At 67.1% G+C, this 15,747-nt stretch carries 14 protein-coding genes; 10 read left to right on the top strand and 4 right to left on the bottom strand.

What is annotated here, in order from left to right; translation table 11 throughout:
- Window positions 1-7 precede the first annotated feature (7 nt).
- Both J7I85_RS02975 and J7I85_RS02970 read right to left on the bottom strand, forming a co-directional pair.
- A complete protein-coding gene (locus J7I85_RS02975; protein WP_214846386.1) occupies window positions 8-382 on the bottom strand; it encodes a hypothetical protein in 375 nt (124 codons plus the stop codon).
- 184 nt (window positions 383-566) lie between these two features.
- Window positions 567-1,517, bottom strand: coding sequence for a PD40 domain-containing protein (locus J7I85_RS02970; RefSeq protein WP_214846384.1), 951 nt, complete (start codon window positions 1,515-1,517; stop codon window positions 567-569).
- A 263-nt stretch (window positions 1,518-1,780) separates the two neighbouring features.
- Between J7I85_RS02970 and J7I85_RS02965 the strand changes: the two genes are divergently transcribed.
- The 6 genes from J7I85_RS02965 (at window position 1,781) to J7I85_RS02940 (ending at window position 6,935) form a co-directional block, all read left to right on the top strand.
- A complete protein-coding gene (locus tag J7I85_RS02965; RefSeq protein WP_214846702.1) occupies window positions 1,781-1,957 on the top strand; it encodes a CsbD family protein in 177 nt (58 codons plus the stop codon).
- Window positions 1,958-2,453: 496 nt separating this feature from the next.
- On the top strand, window positions 2,454-2,912 hold the full coding sequence (locus J7I85_RS25700) for an Lrp/AsnC family transcriptional regulator (RefSeq protein WP_214846382.1): 459 nt from the start codon (window positions 2,454-2,456) through the stop codon (window positions 2,910-2,912).
- Between the two features lie 356 nt (window positions 2,913-3,268).
- Window positions 3,269-4,048, top strand: coding sequence for a hypothetical protein (locus J7I85_RS02955; protein WP_214846380.1), 780 nt, complete (start codon window positions 3,269-3,271; stop codon window positions 4,046-4,048).
- Window positions 4,049-4,219: 171 nt separating this feature from the next.
- Window positions 4,220-4,882, top strand: coding sequence for a hypothetical protein (locus tag J7I85_RS02950; RefSeq protein WP_214846378.1), 663 nt, complete (start codon window positions 4,220-4,222; stop codon window positions 4,880-4,882).
- 2 nt (window positions 4,883-4,884) lie between these two features.
- Window positions 4,885-5,586 carry a class F sortase gene (locus J7I85_RS02945; protein ID WP_214846376.1) on the top strand — a complete coding sequence of 234 codons (702 nt, stop codon included), beginning with the start codon at window positions 4,885-4,887 and terminating at the stop codon, window positions 5,584-5,586.
- A gap of 122 nt (window positions 5,587-5,708) precedes the next feature.
- Window positions 5,709-6,935: a glycoside hydrolase family 3 N-terminal domain-containing protein gene (locus J7I85_RS02940; protein ID WP_251023865.1), complete on the top strand. Its 1,227-nt coding sequence runs from the start codon at window positions 5,709-5,711 to the stop codon at window positions 6,933-6,935.
- 258 nt (window positions 6,936-7,193) lie between these two features.
- On the opposite strand, the gene J7I85_RS02935 is transcribed toward J7I85_RS02940, so the two are convergent.
- The gene (locus tag J7I85_RS02935; protein WP_214846375.1) at window positions 7,194-8,159 is read right to left on the bottom strand and encodes a polysaccharide deacetylase; all 966 of its coding nucleotides are present in this window, start codon (window positions 8,157-8,159) and stop codon (window positions 7,194-7,196) included.
- 47 nt (window positions 8,160-8,206) lie between these two features.
- Window positions 8,207-9,736 (bottom strand): cytosine permease, encoded by a 1,530-nt coding sequence (locus J7I85_RS02930; RefSeq protein WP_214846373.1) that lies wholly within the window; start codon window positions 9,734-9,736, stop codon window positions 8,207-8,209.
- A 127-nt stretch (window positions 9,737-9,863) separates the two neighbouring features.
- Here J7I85_RS02930 and J7I85_RS02925 point away from each other — a divergent pair, with 127 nt between their 5' ends.
- The 4 genes from J7I85_RS02925 (at window position 9,864) to nhaA (ending at window position 15,714) form a co-directional block, all read left to right on the top strand.
- Complete coding sequence (locus J7I85_RS02925; protein WP_214846371.1) at window positions 9,864-11,405, top strand: PucR family transcriptional regulator; 1,542 nt, start codon at window positions 9,864-9,866, stop codon at window positions 11,403-11,405.
- A 305-nt stretch (window positions 11,406-11,710) separates the two neighbouring features.
- Complete coding sequence (locus tag J7I85_RS02920; protein ID WP_214846369.1) at window positions 11,711-12,622, top strand: ABC transporter ATP-binding protein; 912 nt, start codon at window positions 11,711-11,713, stop codon at window positions 12,620-12,622.
- Window positions 12,622-14,244 carry an ABC transporter permease gene (locus tag J7I85_RS02915; RefSeq protein WP_214846692.1) on the top strand — a complete coding sequence of 541 codons (1,623 nt, stop codon included), beginning with the start codon at window positions 12,622-12,624 and terminating at the stop codon, window positions 14,242-14,244. The genes J7I85_RS02920 and J7I85_RS02915 overlap by 1 nt, the downstream gene beginning before the upstream one ends.
- 129 nt (window positions 14,245-14,373) lie before the next feature.
- Complete coding sequence (gene nhaA, locus J7I85_RS02910; RefSeq protein WP_214846367.1) at window positions 14,374-15,714, top strand: Na+/H+ antiporter NhaA; 1,341 nt, start codon at window positions 14,374-14,376, stop codon at window positions 15,712-15,714.
- The last annotated feature ends 33 nt before the right edge of the window (window positions 15,715-15,747 follow it).

The following is a 15,747-nucleotide window of genomic DNA, read 5'->3' as shown; positions in this document are numbered from 1 at the left end:
TGGCCGGTTAGCGAGTGGCCGGTGCCTCAATAAAGACCACCTGGCTCAGGCTTCTGACAGGCCTCCGCCTCTGGGCGGTAGGCTTGCCGACGGCGTTAGCCGGGTTCCCGGCGTCGGCCGCCTTGGGCTTGCCGGTACCGCTGGAAAGCCCGACGGCGTTAGCCGCCTTTCCGGCCGGGACCCGCCGCACGCTGACCTGCTCGAGGTCCAGCAGCCGGCGCGTGCCGGTCCGGGCGTCGATGATCCAGAACAGGCCGATGTCCTGGACCGTGCTGCTCACAGTCCCCCGATGAGCCAGACGGCCGCGGTGCCAGGCCTCGATCTCGTCGCCTACAGCCAGCTCTGCACTGGACCGCACTTCAGGCTCCACATCTTCGTTCACAGCCGGTCCCCCTCCATTGGAATGTTGATGGGACCAGCCTGCACCACGATGTTTTCTAAGACGTTTCGCGCTGGTGCTCGGAGTGTGTCTGCGCTGTTTCCGGCTCCGCCTGCGAGCGCACCTTGGTTGGGCCGTTCGCGTTGCAGACGGTGCCTCCGTTTTAAACGGTGCTGCGGCCTCTGGATTAGTCGTCGGCGCCCCAGGAAGGGAAGTTGACGCCCTGAGGACCGTCAACCACAACCGTGATGCGTCTGCTCGGGGCGACCACGCAAATTCGGTCAATTCTGGCGTGTGTGTCGAAGCAGCCGCTGAGTAGCTTGCGACCGTCGGGCGACCATACGGCCTTGAAGAATTTCAGGTCCGGGGTTCTCGGCTGGATCACTCGAAGTCGGCTGCCATCCGGATGGACCGCAAGGATGGATCCGTAGTCTGGGGCCTTCGTGTTTTCGGGTTCGATGTTGAACGTGATCGAGCGGCCGTCGGGCGACCAGTCCGGGTGTTCCAGGCCTGGGCGTGGCGGTACAACCTGATGCAACCCTGTTCCATCTGAGTTGATGACATAGATGGCTTCGAGTTGCCCCTCGGGGCTGTCGCCGGTGATGCGTCCGAAGGCTATTCGCGTTCCGTCGGGCGAGAATACCGGTTCGACGTCCAGGGCGTTGCGGGTGAGCTGCTTTGGACTGGATCCGTCAGCGAGCATTATCCAAATTGACACGCTGAAAGTTGGTTGGCCGAACGGAAACGCGTCGTACACGATGGACTTGCCGTCGGGTGACCACTTGGGGCATTCCTGCACGCCTGGGGCCGCCGTGAGGGCTTTTCGGTTCCGTCCGTCGGGCTCGATCGTGGCGATGTGGACTCCGGCATCGTCAATGAAGTCGAACGCGATCCGGTCTCCGTCGGGGGCCCAGTCCGAGAAATTGGCTTGATCCTTGGTCAGACGCCGTTGGTGGGATCCGTCAGAATCGGCAGTCCAGAGACTGAAACCGTCGATGGCCGGGTCCACGCGGCCAAATGCTATGTCTCCGTTTTCGGGTTTCTGGTCCTGGTCAGCCCTCGACGCTGTCGCAGGCATGGGACCGACGAGACACAACGTCATCGCGAGCATGGTGATAACGGCAGGTTTGATACGCATGCGCTACTCCTCCGACAAGTCCCGGTCGTGGCCCGGGCGCCTCTGTATCGAAGGAGACCTCTCCGTCTGCAAATATCCTCCGCCGCGCCACCTTGGTCAATGCTGTGGACGAACCCCAGCCAGCGGTTATCTGCCTAGCCCTCAAACTTCTTGCAGCGCGCGTCCGCGTCAAACGGGCAGGAGCCTTCTGGGCCCGCCGTCGATAAACTGGGAGTGGCCGCCGCGGCAGCGGGCCGCCCCGGCTTTCCCAACAGGAGGTCATGATGGGTTTGGGTGACAAGATCCACAATGCCGCCGAGAAACTCCACGGCAGAAGCAAGGAAGCAGCCGGACGCGCCACCGGTGACAAGCAGCTCAGGGCTGAGGGCAGGGAGCGCCACATCAGGGCCGACCTCAAGCAGGCCGGCGAAAAGATCAAGGACGCCTTCAGGAGGCACTGACGAAGGTCCCGCTTTAATGCTCGAGGCCCTGTCCGGTAAGAGCGGACAGGGCCTCGCCGCGTCTTCGGCAGCCCTGCGGAGCTGATCAGGACGGCTGCAAGGATGTAACCGGGCTCAGGCATGACGGGCCTTCCTCCGCTGGATGGCGTAGCGAACCAGCAAAAGTGATACGAACATGATCTTGCTGCGACGAGCATCCCCTCACCGAAGACCAGATAGCCGGCCAGCGCACAGCCGAGGGCAACGACCGGGATCGGGACGCTCCTGCGGACGCGGTAGGCATCCATGCGTAGGACGAGGAAGAAGGCCGTCAGCGCGAACTCCAGGCCGACCACTCCACCCGGGATCAGGGTCCCGCCAAGAGCACCTGCGGTGACCGCAGCCACCCAGTTGACCTGAAACGAAGCCTGGATGGCAAGGATTCGCCGCCTGCTCCAGGACTGCGCCTCCGGCGATGCGGTCAGGGCCCAGGCCTCGTCGGTGAGCGTGAAAGTGCGTGAGCAATCAAAGAAAGCTCGATGCCATCGATCGAGAAATAATATTTCAGCTATCTGAAAACGGACGACTGACTAACCTTGAACTGGCCCGGAGGGTGGGCCTCACACCGGCCCCCTGCCTGCGCCGCGTGCAGCGGCTGGAGGACGACGGAGTCATCGCCGGATACCGTGCCGTGATCGACCCAGTCGCCGCGGGCCGGAGCTTCTGCGTCATCATGTCGGTCGAGATCACCATGACCGACCGTCAGACCGTTGAAGGCTTCGAAACAGCTGTGGCAGCGCTGGAGGAAGTAACGGAAGTCCGGTGGGTCTATGGAGTGCCGGACTACATCGTGAGGGTCGACGTCGCAGACGGCAACGAGTACGAACGTTTCCAGACCCAGAAGATGACCAAGCTGCCCGGAGTCCATCGCATCATTTCCCATCCGATGATGAAGCTCATCAAGAGCCGGTACTGAGCGGCACGGCTCCTCAACCCGGGCAGGCGTTAAAAAACCGTTAAGATTCCGCCGCGGCCGGCGTAAATGCTGTTGGGGCGAAGTACGGCACAGTACCTTTGATCCAATGCCGTCCTGCGATGGCCCCCAACACCGCAGGGCGGCATTTCCATGCGCTCCGTTGGGCGGTCCTCACCTGCCGAAAAGTACGACGGTGCGCTCCCGACGCCGCCTCTGCCCGCGCCCCCATCTCCCCCACAGCAGAGAAAAAATAATCCACCTCACTATTTCACCCATCCGGCCCCGGCGCCGCTCCGAACTGCCTGTGTCCCATCCACGGGAGATCCACCACCACTCGCACGAGGAGAACGCTTCCGATGAATAAGACTTTGCGACTTTTGGCCGTCCCCACACTGGCGCTTGGCGCGTTGGCCCTCTCCGGCTCACCGGCCATGGCCGCCGACGGCGACCAGACCTACCAGGCCACGCTCGGCCAGCTGAACGGGAGCTCCGCCTCGGGCACCGTCACCCTACACGTCACCGGAAACCAGGCCCACGTGGTCCTAAACGTCTCCGGCCTCGCCCAGACGTTCAACAATGCACCGTACCCGCATGTGCAGCACATCCACGTCGGCGCCAAGGGCCAGTGCCCCGGCCCGGCAGCGGACACCAACGGCGACGGGGTCATCTCCACCACCGAAGGCGGACCGTCCTACGGCAAGATCGGCACCACACTCTCCACAAGCGGAGACACCAGCCCGGCTGCGGGACTGGACCTCAAGGTTGCAGGCCAGGGCGGCGCCTACACCATCGACCGCAGCTTCCCGCTCAACGCCGAGACCAAGGCAGCCCTGCAGAACGGCACCGCCGCCGTGGTGGTCCACGGCCTGGATCCCGCCACGTTGAGCGCCGCTGGCCAGGCTGCCAAGAGCGACCTCGTGCCCAGCCTGCCGCTGGCGGCCACATCGCCGGCCCTCTGCGGCACCCTCGCCGTCGGCCAGATGAACATGCCGGTGGGCGGCGCTGACACCGGCGTTGCGCAGACTCCGCAGAAGAACGACGCCGGTGTGCTGGCTTTGGGCGGGGGCCTCGTCCTTGCTGCCGCTGCGGGAGGAACGTACATCGTTCGCCGCCGCAAGGCAGCCGACGCCGCGTAGGTTCCCGCCCGGACCACGCCCGGACGGCAACCGGATCGGGCACGGGTTCCGGCGGCCGCGGACGCCTTGGGGGCGCCCGCGGCCGCCGAGTCCTGCCCCGTCCGCCCCCGTTGAAGAGCCCGCCACACCGCACCGGTCACGCCGAAGGACGCCCCAGGACAGGACGCGAGAATGAGCAGAAAACTGAAAGCCCGCACCCACACGATGGCGTCTTTGGCCGTAGCGTCGCTACTGCTGTCCGGCTGTGCAGCAGCCGTGGGAAGCATCAACCGTGTTGAGTCGGCAGCAGCAACAGCGCCAGCACCACCGTCGGAAGCACGGGCGTCGGCGAGCGCGGCGGGTGCAGCGGCGGGCGCAGCGGCCACGCACGCCGGCGACCAGCACGCAGCAGCCCAAACGGCCGGCCCGTCCGAGGCCTCCAAAATGATCTGTGGGCAGGAAACCAAGGATGACATTTCCTCCATCCTGGCCCTGCAGCAGTCACCGCACACCGTCGACAACTGGTCGGACAGCACCTACACCTGCACCTACCACCTGGCCGGCGGCCCCCTCGTGATCTCCGTGAAGGAATCCCCGGACCCCGCCGCGACGCGCAAACACTTCGACACCCTGCAGGTAAAGCTCAACGCGGAACCCATCAAGGGGCTCGCCAACCTCGGCTTCCCGGCGGCCCAGACCGCCGACGGGTCGGTCGTCTTCCTCAAGGACAACAGCACCCTGCACGTAAACGCCAACGGGCTGCCCGCCGCCGTCGGCCCCCAGAAAGTGTCGCGCACGGATTTCGCCTACCAGGTGGCCACCACCATCCTGGCCTGCTGGAAAGAACACCACTGAGCATGGACTCCCCTAACGCCACGCATCCCCCGCGCCGCCGCAAGAATCGGGCGGCCGCCCTCCTGTTTCTGGGCGCGCTCGTCCTGAGCGGCTGCGGAACGGCGGCGCCGTCGTCGGCACCCACCGCCGGGACGCCGTCGGCAACGCAGTCCGCTGCTTCGGCGCCGGAGTTACCGTCACCGGCCGTAAGTACGACGGCGGCAACCGCCCCGGCGGCCAAGGTCCCCTCCCCTGCCCGGCCCGCTCCCGCTCCCGTGACAGTCACGGTGCCCACCATCGGCGTGCAGTCGCCGCTGGTGAAGCTGGGACTGCGGAAGAACGGGTCGCTGGAGGTGCCGCCGGACGGGCCCGGCGCGCCCGCCGGTTGGTATTCGGGCTCGCCGTCGCCCGGCGAAACCGGCCCGGCCGTGATGCTGGGCCACGTCAACGCCACCGACGGCGGCCCCGGTGTCTTCGCAAACCTCCGCGGACTGAAACCCGGGACCGAGATTACCGTGCGGCTCGCCGACCGCAGCACCGCCGTCTTCGCCGTGACCAGGGCCGCGGCCTACAGCAAGAACAGCTTCCCCACGCTGGAGGTCTACGGCAACACCAAGGGCCCGGAGCTGCGACTCATCACGTGCGACGGCTACGACCCCGCTTCCGGTCTGTTCAACGACAATTACGTGGTCTACGCGAAGCTCAAGGCCAAGACGGCGGGCTGACGCGACCGCTGATGGCTCCGTGGCGGCCCAAACGGCGTACGCTCATTGATATCTGAGTGCCCCAGCAAAGCCGTGTGACCATGCATCATCTGAGTAAATTGGCAGTTATAGGAGCCGCGCTTTTGCTCGCTCTGTCTGCAGCGAGCGGCCCGTCCCGGCCCGCAACAAGCAAGTCCCTTTCAGCAGCAAGGGCCGAGTTCCCGCCCGCCACCAGCCAGCCCGCCACAAGCCGGCCCGCAGCAAGCCAGCCCGCAGCTGTCCCCCGGGCTGTCCGGCCGACCATCGTCCGCCCCCCTGCCGCTGTGGGGGCGACGCCCACTCCGGCGCAGCAGCTCGCCCGGCTCACCCTGCCCCAGCGGGTTGGCCAGCTGTTCATGGTGGCAGCCACCGCCACCGGCGCGGACGCCAACACGATGTCCGACCTGACCAGGCTTCACGTTGGCAACGTCTATCTTGCGGGGCGCAGCCGTGCGGGCACCGCCGCAACAGCCGCCGTCGTCCGCCGGATGACCGCCACCGTGTCGGCGGCCACCACCGGCGGCATCCGCCTTGCCGTGGCCACGGACCAGGAGGGCGGCTTCGTCCAGGTGCTCGGCGGGCCGGGCTTCTCGGCGATCCCCACGGCATTGGCCCAGGGTACACGGACGACGGCGGCACTCCAGGCCAACGCGCGCGTCTGGGGAAGCCAGCTGCGCGCGGCCGGGCTCACCATGAACCTGGCGCCGGTTCTGGACACCGTGCCAAGCAGGCAGTTCGCTCCGCACAACGCGCCCATCGGGTTCTTCGCCCGCGAATACGGGTTCACGCCGCAGGCGGTCTCTACCCACGGCGGCGCCTTCGCAGCCGGCATGCGACAGGCCGGCATCGCCCCGGTCGTCAAGCATTTCCCTGGCCTGGGCCGCGTTGTCCTGAACACGGACACAAGCCGGAACGTCAAGGACACCGTCACCACGCGCACCGACCCTTACCTGATGCCGTTCCGGACCGCGATCCAGTCGGGCGCCCGGTGGGTGATGGTCTCGAGTGCCTACTACACGCGCATCGACCCCGGCCACATCGCCCCCTTCTCGCCGCTGATCATGCGGACGATGCTGCGCACGGACCTGCACTTCACCGGCGTCGTCATGTCCGATGACTTGTGCAACGCGGCGCAGCTCGCTCCGTGGGCCCTGGGCACCCGGGCCACGAGCTTCATCCATGCCGGCGGAACTATGCTGCTGTGCGCTAACCCCCGCGCCATTCCCGCCATGTACGCCGCCGTGCTGCAGCTCGCCCAGCGCAATCCCGCCTTCGCCGCCGAGGTCAACGCCGCCGCCCTGAAGGTGCTGACCGTGAAGGCCGGGCGGTAGAGGCCGTCGGTAAATGGGCGGAGTTGGTCTCTGCCGGGCGGCATGGTGAGGGACTCGTCCCCGGCTCAGGTTCGCCGATTCGCCAAAAAGGGCCGCATGAAGGGGCATCGAAGCGGCCATTCCTGGCAATACGACGCGCGACCAGGAACCGCACACAGCGCGAACGGACACTTGGCGCCCTTGCCTGAAGGGCCTCAAGTGTCCGTTCGCGCTTGCGTGAAGGGCCTCAAGTGTCCGTTCGCGCTTGCCTAAGCCGGGCTAGCTGAGCGCGGGCACCTGCACCTGCCCCGGCTTGAAACGGGCGCCGGAGCCGGGGTACGTGGGCACGTCGATCCTGGCGTGGGTGTGGACCTCGCTGACCGTCGCCTTCGTGTGCTCCGCGATCCGCTCCAGCGTGGTCACCCACATGCCGTCCATGGCCTTGACCCGTTCGATCAACCGCTCCAGGGCCACCGCCTTCGACGGCCGGCCCGAGATGAACGGGTGGTTGGTGAGCACGAAGCAGCTTCCCTGCGAGTGGTGCGCCTCCGTCTCAAGCGTCCACATCTCCAGCACCTTCGCGGGGCTTTCGATCACGCCGCTGCCTGTCACGCCCGGATAGAACGCGTACTGCTCCCAGTCGTCGAGGGTCCAGTCCACGGGGATCTCCACGATGTCGCGGGTGTCGCCGGCGCCGGAGGGAGAACCCGAGGCGACCGACATCCGGTACGGTGCGTCGCCGTCGAGCAGGCTCGAGTCGTAGAGGAAGCCGCGGTCCGCAAGGAGCGCCGGCGAGTGCCAGTTCAGTTCCCACCACGGTGCCCGGTACCCCACCGGACGGATCCCGGCGACCTTCTCCAGCGCCTCCAGTCCGCGGTCCATGTAGCCCGCCTCGGTGGCGGCGTCGATCCCCTGCATCGGCTCGTGCAGGTAGCCGTGATGGGCAACCTCGTGGCCGCCGTCGACGATCTGCCGCACCACGTCGGGGTAGCTTTCCGCGGTGAACCCGGGGATAAAGAACGTTCCGCGGACCTCCTGCCGCGCGAGGATCTGCAGGAGCCGCGGCACCGCCACCTTGGGCCCGTACGACTGGTGGCTCATGAGCGACATGCGCCGGGTGCTGGTGGGGTCGTGCGCGATGACGCAGGATTCGGCGTCGACATCGAAGGTGAAGGATGCGGCGGCCTTGTAGCCGGCGGGCCAAGTGATGGGGTGCTGGGAATCCGCGAAGGCGCTAGTGCTCATGCCGGAGTTCCTTTCGTCAGAGGGCGAAGTGGAGAGGTACAAAACGCTTAGAGTTCGACGGCGGGCACCGGCTGGGGTGCCTGCGCAGCGGCAGGTGCGCCTGCCGCGGAGGCGGTGCCGCCGTCGGACGTCACCGTCACGTACGGCCGGTGCAGCCGGGGGCCGAGGACCGCGTAGACCGCGGCGCTGGTGAGGCCGCCGGCCAGCCAGGAGAGGTCCCAGCCGCCGAGGGCCACCGCGATGGGGCCCTGCATCACCGGAACCAGTCCGTACATGAACAGCCAGGTGGCCACGATGCCGGCGAGCAGCGCGGTCACGCCGGCCCAGTTGACCACGGGCAGGCGGCGGGTGCCGACGCCGTCGAACAGCCGTTCCACGTTGCCGGGCCAGCGCTTCTCTAGCCAGAAGTAGTGCACCAGCATCACGCCGCCCCAAGCTGCCACCCAGGCCACCAGGCCGATCAGCCAGGCGTCCAGCACGGCGGCGAAGTCCTCTTGGAAGATGAAGTAGACGACGGCGATGAGCGAGAAGACGCCGACGAGCAGGTTGAGCTTGCGGCGGCTGATGGTGATGTCGAGCGCCTGCGTGGCCACCGAGAACGTGTAGATGTTCAGTATGTTGGTGGCGATGGGCCCGTGCAGCACCATCAGGAGGACGGGCAAGGCCATGGCGCCGAAGTTCTGCACGATGAGCTTGCCGGGGTCCACTTCGCCGCTGTTGGTGGCGAGGCTGGCGCCGAGGACGCCGAGCCAGACGACGGGGATGAACTGGCCCAGGACGGAGGCCAGGTAGACCTTTTTCTTGGGCACGGTGGTGCTGACGAAGCGGGAGTAGTCGGCGGCGTAGGTGAACCAGGTGATGCCCCAGCCGATGCCGATGGCGGTCATCACGGCGCTCATGGCAGCGATACGTTCGGAGCCTTCGAGGATGTTGCCGGCGGGACCTGCGTAGGTCCAGTTGATCTTGAGTCCGAACCAGGCGACGGCGGACATGACCACCAGGATGATGATGGTGGGCGGCACGGTCCATTTTTCGAAGGCGGCGATCGCCTTGTAGCCGAACCACGCGATGGCGACCTGGGCGGCCATGATGAACGTGGCCACGCCAATCTTCCAGGCGTAGTTGTGGGCCGCGGGATCCACCCAGCCCAGCGTGCCGAAGAGTGCCATGACCAGATCGAGGATGATCCAGGTGTTGACGGCGCACCAGCCCACCACCAGCAGCGCCTGGATGGCGGCCGGCAGGTAGTTGCCGCGGCGGCCGAACGCGGCCCGGGCCAGGACCATGCCGGTGGCTCCGGTCTTTTGGCCGAGTAGGACGAAGCAGCCGAAGAGCAGCATGCCGATGAGGTTGCCCAGGACCAGGACTGTGACGGTGTCGGCGAACCCAAGGCCCAGGTTGATGCCCAGGGCGCCGAGGACCCAGTTGATCGGGGCGAGGTTTGCGCCGGCCCAGATCCAGAACTGGCCGGACACTTTGCGGGTGCGCGCGGATTCGGGAATGGGCTGGAGCCAGGCTTCGACGTCCTCGGCCTGCTCCATTGCGGGCCCGGACTGCGGTGTTGAGGAGTTGTGCATCGGAAAAGCCTCCGTGTAAGGAAGAAGAGCCTCCGTGAAGAAGGGATGGATTAAGCCTATGTGCGCCACATCACAGCAACAAGGTACGATCCGTCTAAGAGAATCCCCTTCCTTATGACGGAGTGTCATGTTCCTCGAAGAAGTACTGAAGCACCGGACCGTGCAAGCGGCGGACCCGCTGCTCCGCGCCGCAGCGTCCGCTGTCCAGGGCAGGCAGGTGCGGTGGGTGCACTCGAGCGAGGTCCTGGACATCGCCCCCCTGCTCCGCGGCGGCGAGCTCCTCCTCAGCGGGGGGCAGGCCCTGGCCACGGCCACCGATGAACGGCGGGTGGACTATATCCGTGAGCTGGCGGCGCGCGGCGTCGCCGCCCTTGCCATCGAGACCGGCGCGGACCTGCCGGACATCCCCGAGTCGATGCTGGTTGCTGCCGAGTCCAACCGCCTGCCGCTGTTCGAGCTCCGCAAGGTGGCGCCCTTCGTCGGCATCATGCAGGAGATCAACTCGATCCTGGTCAGCCAGTCCGTGGAGCTGCTGCAGCGCGGCGACGAAATCAGCCACGCCATGGCCGCCGAACTCGCCCACGGCGGCGGCCTGGACGAGGTGCTCGCTGTGCTCGCCGGAAAGACGGGGACGAGCGTGCGGCTGGTGTCACCCGCGGGCCTGACGCTCGGCAGTGCGGGCGCCACTGGCAGTGCCGGGGCGGCCGACGGCGGCGGTACCGCGGGCGCACTGGGAACCGGTGCTTCTGGGACAGTAAGTACGACGGCGGTCGACGTTCCGGTCCGCGGTGTGCTGGCAGCGCGGCTGGAGCTGGAGCTGCCCGAAGGTATCGACCCGACGTTTGTCCGGGTGGCGGGCGAACGGTCGGTCGACATTCTTGGCCTGGCTCTGCTGCAGCGGATGCCGCCGGGCCTGAAGGAACTGGCGGGCGCGGAACTGATGCGCGCAGTGCATTCCGGTGCCCAGCCGTGGCGGCTGGAGCAGCTGGGGGCGGCGGCGGGGTTCGCCGTCGATGGCCCGGTGGCGGCCGTCATGATCCGTTCTGCCGCATCGGGCAGGCTCCGCCCGGCGCTGGACCAGATCCTCACGGCGGCCGTCCCGCATGCCGCGAGCTATGCCGACAAGCTGGAGCTCGTCGCGCTGGCCGGTCTTCCCCGCGAGGGGACCCGTGCGGCGCGGTCGTTGCTGATCGATGCGCTGGGCAGCCTCGATGTGCCGGAAGGTTCTGCGATCGCCGTCGGACCGCTGGGGCAGGGCATCGGCGAGGCGGCCTGGTCCATGGCGGAGGCGCGCCGGACGCTGGACCTGGCCCCGCGGACTCGCCGTTCTGCCGGTGGTCCCCGGCAGGTTAGGGATGCAGACGCGTTTGGTGCTGAGCGCCTGGCAGCCGAGAGCCTCGACGCCGGTGCCCGCCGCGACTTTGTCCGCCGCACGCTGGGGCCGATTCTCGAGCACGACGATCAGCGGAACTCGCAGCTGCTGCAGACCCTGACTGTGTGGCTCGACTCCGGCTGCAACACGGCGCAGGCGGCACGCGAGCTGCATCTGGAACGGCAGTCGATGTACCACCGCCTCCAGCGCATCTTCGACCTCTGCGGCGGCGACCCGCGGGGAACGGGCCGCCTCGTGGGCCTGCACCTGGCCACCCGCCTAGCCCCGCTCCCCTAGCGGAATGAGACGCTCCCTCAGCTCCCGTCGCTTATACACAAACGCTTCCTCACATCCGTCGCCTAAACCCAAACCCTCCCTCAGCTCCTGCCGCTTAAACCCAAACCCTCGCGCAGGTCCCGTCGCATGATGCGCTCTGGGTGCGCATGCTGGCCACCAGAGAAATTGTCCTTCCTCGCGGGTGCGGGTGCTTGTATGCTGTGGATCGGAGAGCCGGGAAGCCTGGTCGGCCCGTGGGTGGAGCCCGCGGAGCGCCCCGGCATCCGCCTCGGGCGTTCGTGTGACGGCTGAGGAGCGGACCGCTGATGGACGCAGCACTACAACCGGTAATTGAGACGACCGGACTCGTAAAGGATTTCGGCAGGACACGGGCCCTGGACGGCCTGGAATTGAGGGTCGCGGACGGCGAGGTCCACGGGTTTCTTGGCCCTAACGGGTCGGGTAAGTCTACGACGCTCAGGGTCCTACTGGGGCTTATCCAGCCCACGGCCGGTAACGCCCGTGTGTTCGGTCTGGACCCCTGGATTGATCCGGTAAGGACTCACCGGGATCTTGCCTATGTCCCCGGTGATGTGAGCCTGTGGCCGAACCTCTCTGGCGGGGAGGCCATAGACCTGCTCGCCGGGCTGCGGGGCGGCGCGGACGAAGGTCTGCGCCGGGACCTCATTGAGGAATTTGAGTTGGAACCGCGGCGGAAGGCCAGGACCTACTCCAAAGGCAATCGGCAGAAGGTGGCCCTGATTGCCGCGTTCGCACGACCGGCCCGCCTGTATCTGCTGGATGAGCCCAGCGCCGGGCTGGATCCGGTGATGGATGCTGTTTTCCGCCGCCAGATCCATCGTGTCAGCCGGGATGGGGCAACGGTGCTGCTCTCCAGCCATATCCTCAGTGAAGTCGAACAGCTGTGTGACCGCGTCACGATCATCCGTTCCGGAGCGGCGGTGGAAACGGGAACCATGGCTGAACTCCGGCACCTGAAACGCACGCACTTCCGGATCACGGGACTGGCCGAGCCGGCGAGGCTGGCGGAGCTGCCGGGCGCGCACGGCCTGCGCTTGGATGGTCCCGCGGCCGAGTTCGACGCGGAGGCCGGGGATCTGGGGGCTGTCCTGGCCGGCATCGCGGAGCCAGGACTCAGCGGCCTAACGGTTGCCCCGCCTTCCCTTGAGGCGTTGTTCCTGCGCCACTACAGCGACCGCAGGGGCCAGGCGCAATGATGCGCGGCGTGCTGCGCCTTGCACTGTTTCAGGCAAGGCGGGACCGGGTGCTGCTGCCTGTCTGGATATTGGGGATAGCGCTGCTTGGCTTTGCGACTTCCAGCGCAGTCGCCGCGCAATTCGGAGACGAGGCTGCGCGGACCGCGATCATCACCCTGGCAGCGTCGAACCCGGCGTTCCTTTTCCTCCGCGGCCTGCCCGACGGCATCGGGAGCGGTGCGGTCGTGTTCTTCCAGTGCTACGCGTTCACGGCTGTGCTGGCGGGGCTGATGAGCACCTTCCTGGTGGTGCGCCATACACGCACGGACGAGGAGCTCGGACGCTCCGACCTCCTTGACGGCACCATCCCGCTCCCGCGGGCAGCATCCCTGGCAGGGACCCTTCTGCTGGGTGGGGGCGCGAACCTGGCCCTGGCCCTGTTCGTCGCCATCGGCTTCATCGCAGCCGGGTTGCCAGTTCCCGGCGCGCTGGGCGCCGGTGCCGCGGTCGGCGCCGTCGGCGTGTTCTTTGTGGCCGCAGCCGCAGCGGTTGCGCAGGCCATGCCCTCCGGCAGGAGTGCGAACGCTGCCGCGTCGGGGCTGGTTGGTGCCGCATATCTGGTCCGGGGCATAGGGGATGCGCTGGGCACTCCGGAGGCGGATCTGCTGCACGTCACCAGCGCTTGGCCCGCGATCCTGTCACCCATCGGCTGGGGCCAGCGTTCACGGCCGTTCACCGAGCCCGATCTGCTCCCGCTTCTGGCACTTTTCGCGGCAGCTTTCGTCGTGGCGGCGGTTGCCGTGCTGATCCGGCAACGGCGGGACCTTGGCGCCAGCCTTCTGCCACCGCGCGAGGGCAGGGAGCGCGCCGGTGTCGGCGGCACATCGCTCGTGGGTCTGGCCTGGCGCCTTCAACGCTCCACCCTGACCGGATGGTGCCTTGGTGCTGCCGCTTTGGGGGCCGTGGCCGGGATGCTCGGCCCCCTGGTAGCCGAAACCGTTTCCGGCGTGGCGCCGCTGAAGGAACTCATCTCCCGGCTCGTGCCCGGCGGTCGGGCGGAACTGATCGACGTGTTCACCGCCGCCCTGCTTGGTATGGCCGGCCTGTTTGCCGCGGCCGCGGGCATCCAGGCCGTGCTTCGGCTGCGCGCCGAAGAGGCCGAAGGTCGGGCCGAACTCCTTCTCGGCGCGCCCATGTCCAGGTCAAGATGGCTCGGTGCGAACCTGTTCATCGCCGCATCCTCAGCAGTCATGATCTCCGGAACCGCCGGTGTGTCGGCATCCGTTGGGCTGGGCGTCTCGGGCGTGACCAGCGTCCCTGCCGGATCATTGGTGCCGGCCGCGCTGGCACACGTCCCGGCTGCCTTGGTCTTCCTGACAGCGACGTCGCTTGTTTTCGCCACCGCACCGCGGCTGAGCATCCCCCTGGGCTGGGGGATGCTGGTCACCGGACTCATCCTGGGCGAATTCGGCGAACTGTTCGGTCTTCCGCTCTGGGTGCAGGATCTGAGTCCATTCCGGCACTCCCCGGCCATGCCCGTTGAGCCCTTCGACCCCGCGGGCGCGGCGGCCCTCACCCTCGTCGGGGCCGTTCTGGCCACCCTGGCCGGCTACGCCATTTCACGGCGTGACCTCACCGCCTGACCGGTTCCCCGGCGGCGTCGCTTCGTTCCGGCGTCGCTGGTCCCGGCATGCCTGCCCTAGACTGGATCAAGGTGCGCCGGGAAGTCTGGTCGGCAAAGTATTTGTCGACCCAAGGATCAGGACCCTGCCATGAGCAAGAAGCCCCAGACGTCTCCGCCCGCCGCAACTGTCTTCGGACGTGGCAGCTATGCCGAAGTCCTGCGCATCGGCGCGATTCTGCGGAAGGAAACCGTCGGCGGCGCCCTGCTGGTCGCCGCGGCCGTCATCGCCCTTGTCTGGGCGAACTCACCCTTGGCGGCGGGTTACTTCGCGCTCCGGGACTTCCGCGTCGGGTACGAACCCTGGCACCTGGAACTCAGTCTCGGCGCCTGGGCGGCCGACGGGCTGCTGGCCATCTTCTTCTTCCTCGTCGGTCTTGAACTCAAACGGGAGTTCGTCGCCGGGGACCTACGGCAGGTCAGCAAGTCCATTGTCCCCATCGCCGCCGCCGTGGGCGGGGTCGCGGTCCCGGCCGTGATCTATGCACTGGTCAACCTGTCCAGCCCGGAGATGCTGCGGGGCTGGGCGATTCCGACCGCCACCGACATTGCCTTCGCCGTTGCAGTGCTGGCGATCATCGGTTCCCACCTGCCCAGTGCCCTGCGGATCTTCCTGCTGACCCTGGCCGTGGTCGATGACCTGATCGCGATCAGCATCATCGCCATCTTCTACTCCCAGGACATCCAGCCCGCGCCGCTGCTTCTGGCCCTGATCCCCTTGGCCCTCTACACCTTCCTGGCCCAGCGGTACCGCAGGTTCTTCGGCACCAGGCTCCTGGCGGCATGGACCATCCTTCTGCCGCTGGGCATCGTCACCTGGGCGCTGGTCCATGCCTCCGGCATCCATGCCACAGTCGCCGGCGTGCTGCTGGGATTCGCCATCCCCGTGATCCGTTCCCAGGCCAGCGGGGGCCCTGAAGCGGGGCCGGGGCTCGCGGAAATTTTCGAACACCGCTTCCGTCCGATCTCCGCCGGCGTCGCCGTACCGCTCTTCGCGTTCTTTTCCGCCGGCGTCGCCGTCGGCGGATGGAACGGCCTGGTGTCGGCCCTTACCGATCCCGTCGCGCTGGGTATCATCCTGGCCCTTGTTCTGGGTAAACCGCTCGGGATTCTCGCAACGACCTGGCTCATCACCAAGGCCACCAGGGCCCGGCTGGACAGTTCCCTGAGATGGATCGATATCTTCGGAGTCTCCGTGCTGGCCGGGATCGGATTCACCGTTTCGCTGCTGGTGGCCGAACTCAGTTTCGGACACGGCAGCGTGCACGACGACCATGCCAAGGTCGGCATCCTCACTGCCTCGCTCATCGCCGCGATCCTGGCCGCCGCAGTTCTGAGCACCCGAAACCGCCAATACCGGATCTCTGAAGCCGAAGAGGAAATCGACTCCGACCACGACGGCATCCCGGACGTGTATCAAAAGAACCGGTGACCTGACCTACACTGCGCGCCAAGTCCAGTCGCA

The sequence above is a fragment of the Arthrobacter sp. ISL-65 genome (assembly GCF_018613795.1).
Classification (GTDB): domain Bacteria; phylum Actinomycetota; class Actinomycetes; order Actinomycetales; family Micrococcaceae; genus Arthrobacter.
Note: the sequence above shows the minus strand (reverse complement) of the source record. Positions and strands in the feature narration are given on the sequence as shown.

Coding starts and splice junctions, on each gene's coding strand:
- J7I85_RS02970 (WP_214846384.1), bottom strand. CDS start 1,517: ATGCGTATCAAACCTGCCGTTATCACCATGCTCGCGATGACGTTGTGT.
- J7I85_RS02965 (WP_214846702.1), top strand. CDS start 1,781: ATGGGTTTGGGTGACAAGATCCACAATGCCGCCGAGAAACTCCACGGC.
- J7I85_RS02955 (WP_214846380.1), top strand. CDS start 3,269: ATGAATAAGACTTTGCGACTTTTGGCCGTCCCCACACTGGCGCTTGGC.
- J7I85_RS02950 (WP_214846378.1), top strand. CDS start 4,220: ATGAGCAGAAAACTGAAAGCCCGCACCCACACGATGGCGTCTTTGGCC.
- J7I85_RS02945 (WP_214846376.1), top strand. CDS start 4,885: ATGGACTCCCCTAACGCCACGCATCCCCCGCGCCGCCGCAAGAATCGG.
- J7I85_RS02935 (WP_214846375.1), bottom strand. CDS start 8,159: ATGAGCACTAGCGCCTTCGCGGATTCCCAGCACCCCATCACTTGGCCC.
- J7I85_RS02930 (WP_214846373.1), bottom strand. CDS start 9,736: ATGCACAACTCCTCAACACCGCAGTCCGGGCCCGCAATGGAGCAGGCC.
- J7I85_RS02925 (WP_214846371.1), top strand. CDS start 9,864: ATGTTCCTCGAAGAAGTACTGAAGCACCGGACCGTGCAAGCGGCGGAC.
- J7I85_RS02920 (WP_214846369.1), top strand. CDS start 11,711: ATGGACGCAGCACTACAACCGGTAATTGAGACGACCGGACTCGTAAAG.
- J7I85_RS02915 (WP_214846692.1), top strand. CDS start 12,622: ATGCGCGGCGTGCTGCGCCTTGCACTGTTTCAGGCAAGGCGGGACCGG.
- nhaA (WP_214846367.1), top strand. CDS start 14,374: ATGAGCAAGAAGCCCCAGACGTCTCCGCCCGCCGCAACTGTCTTCGGA.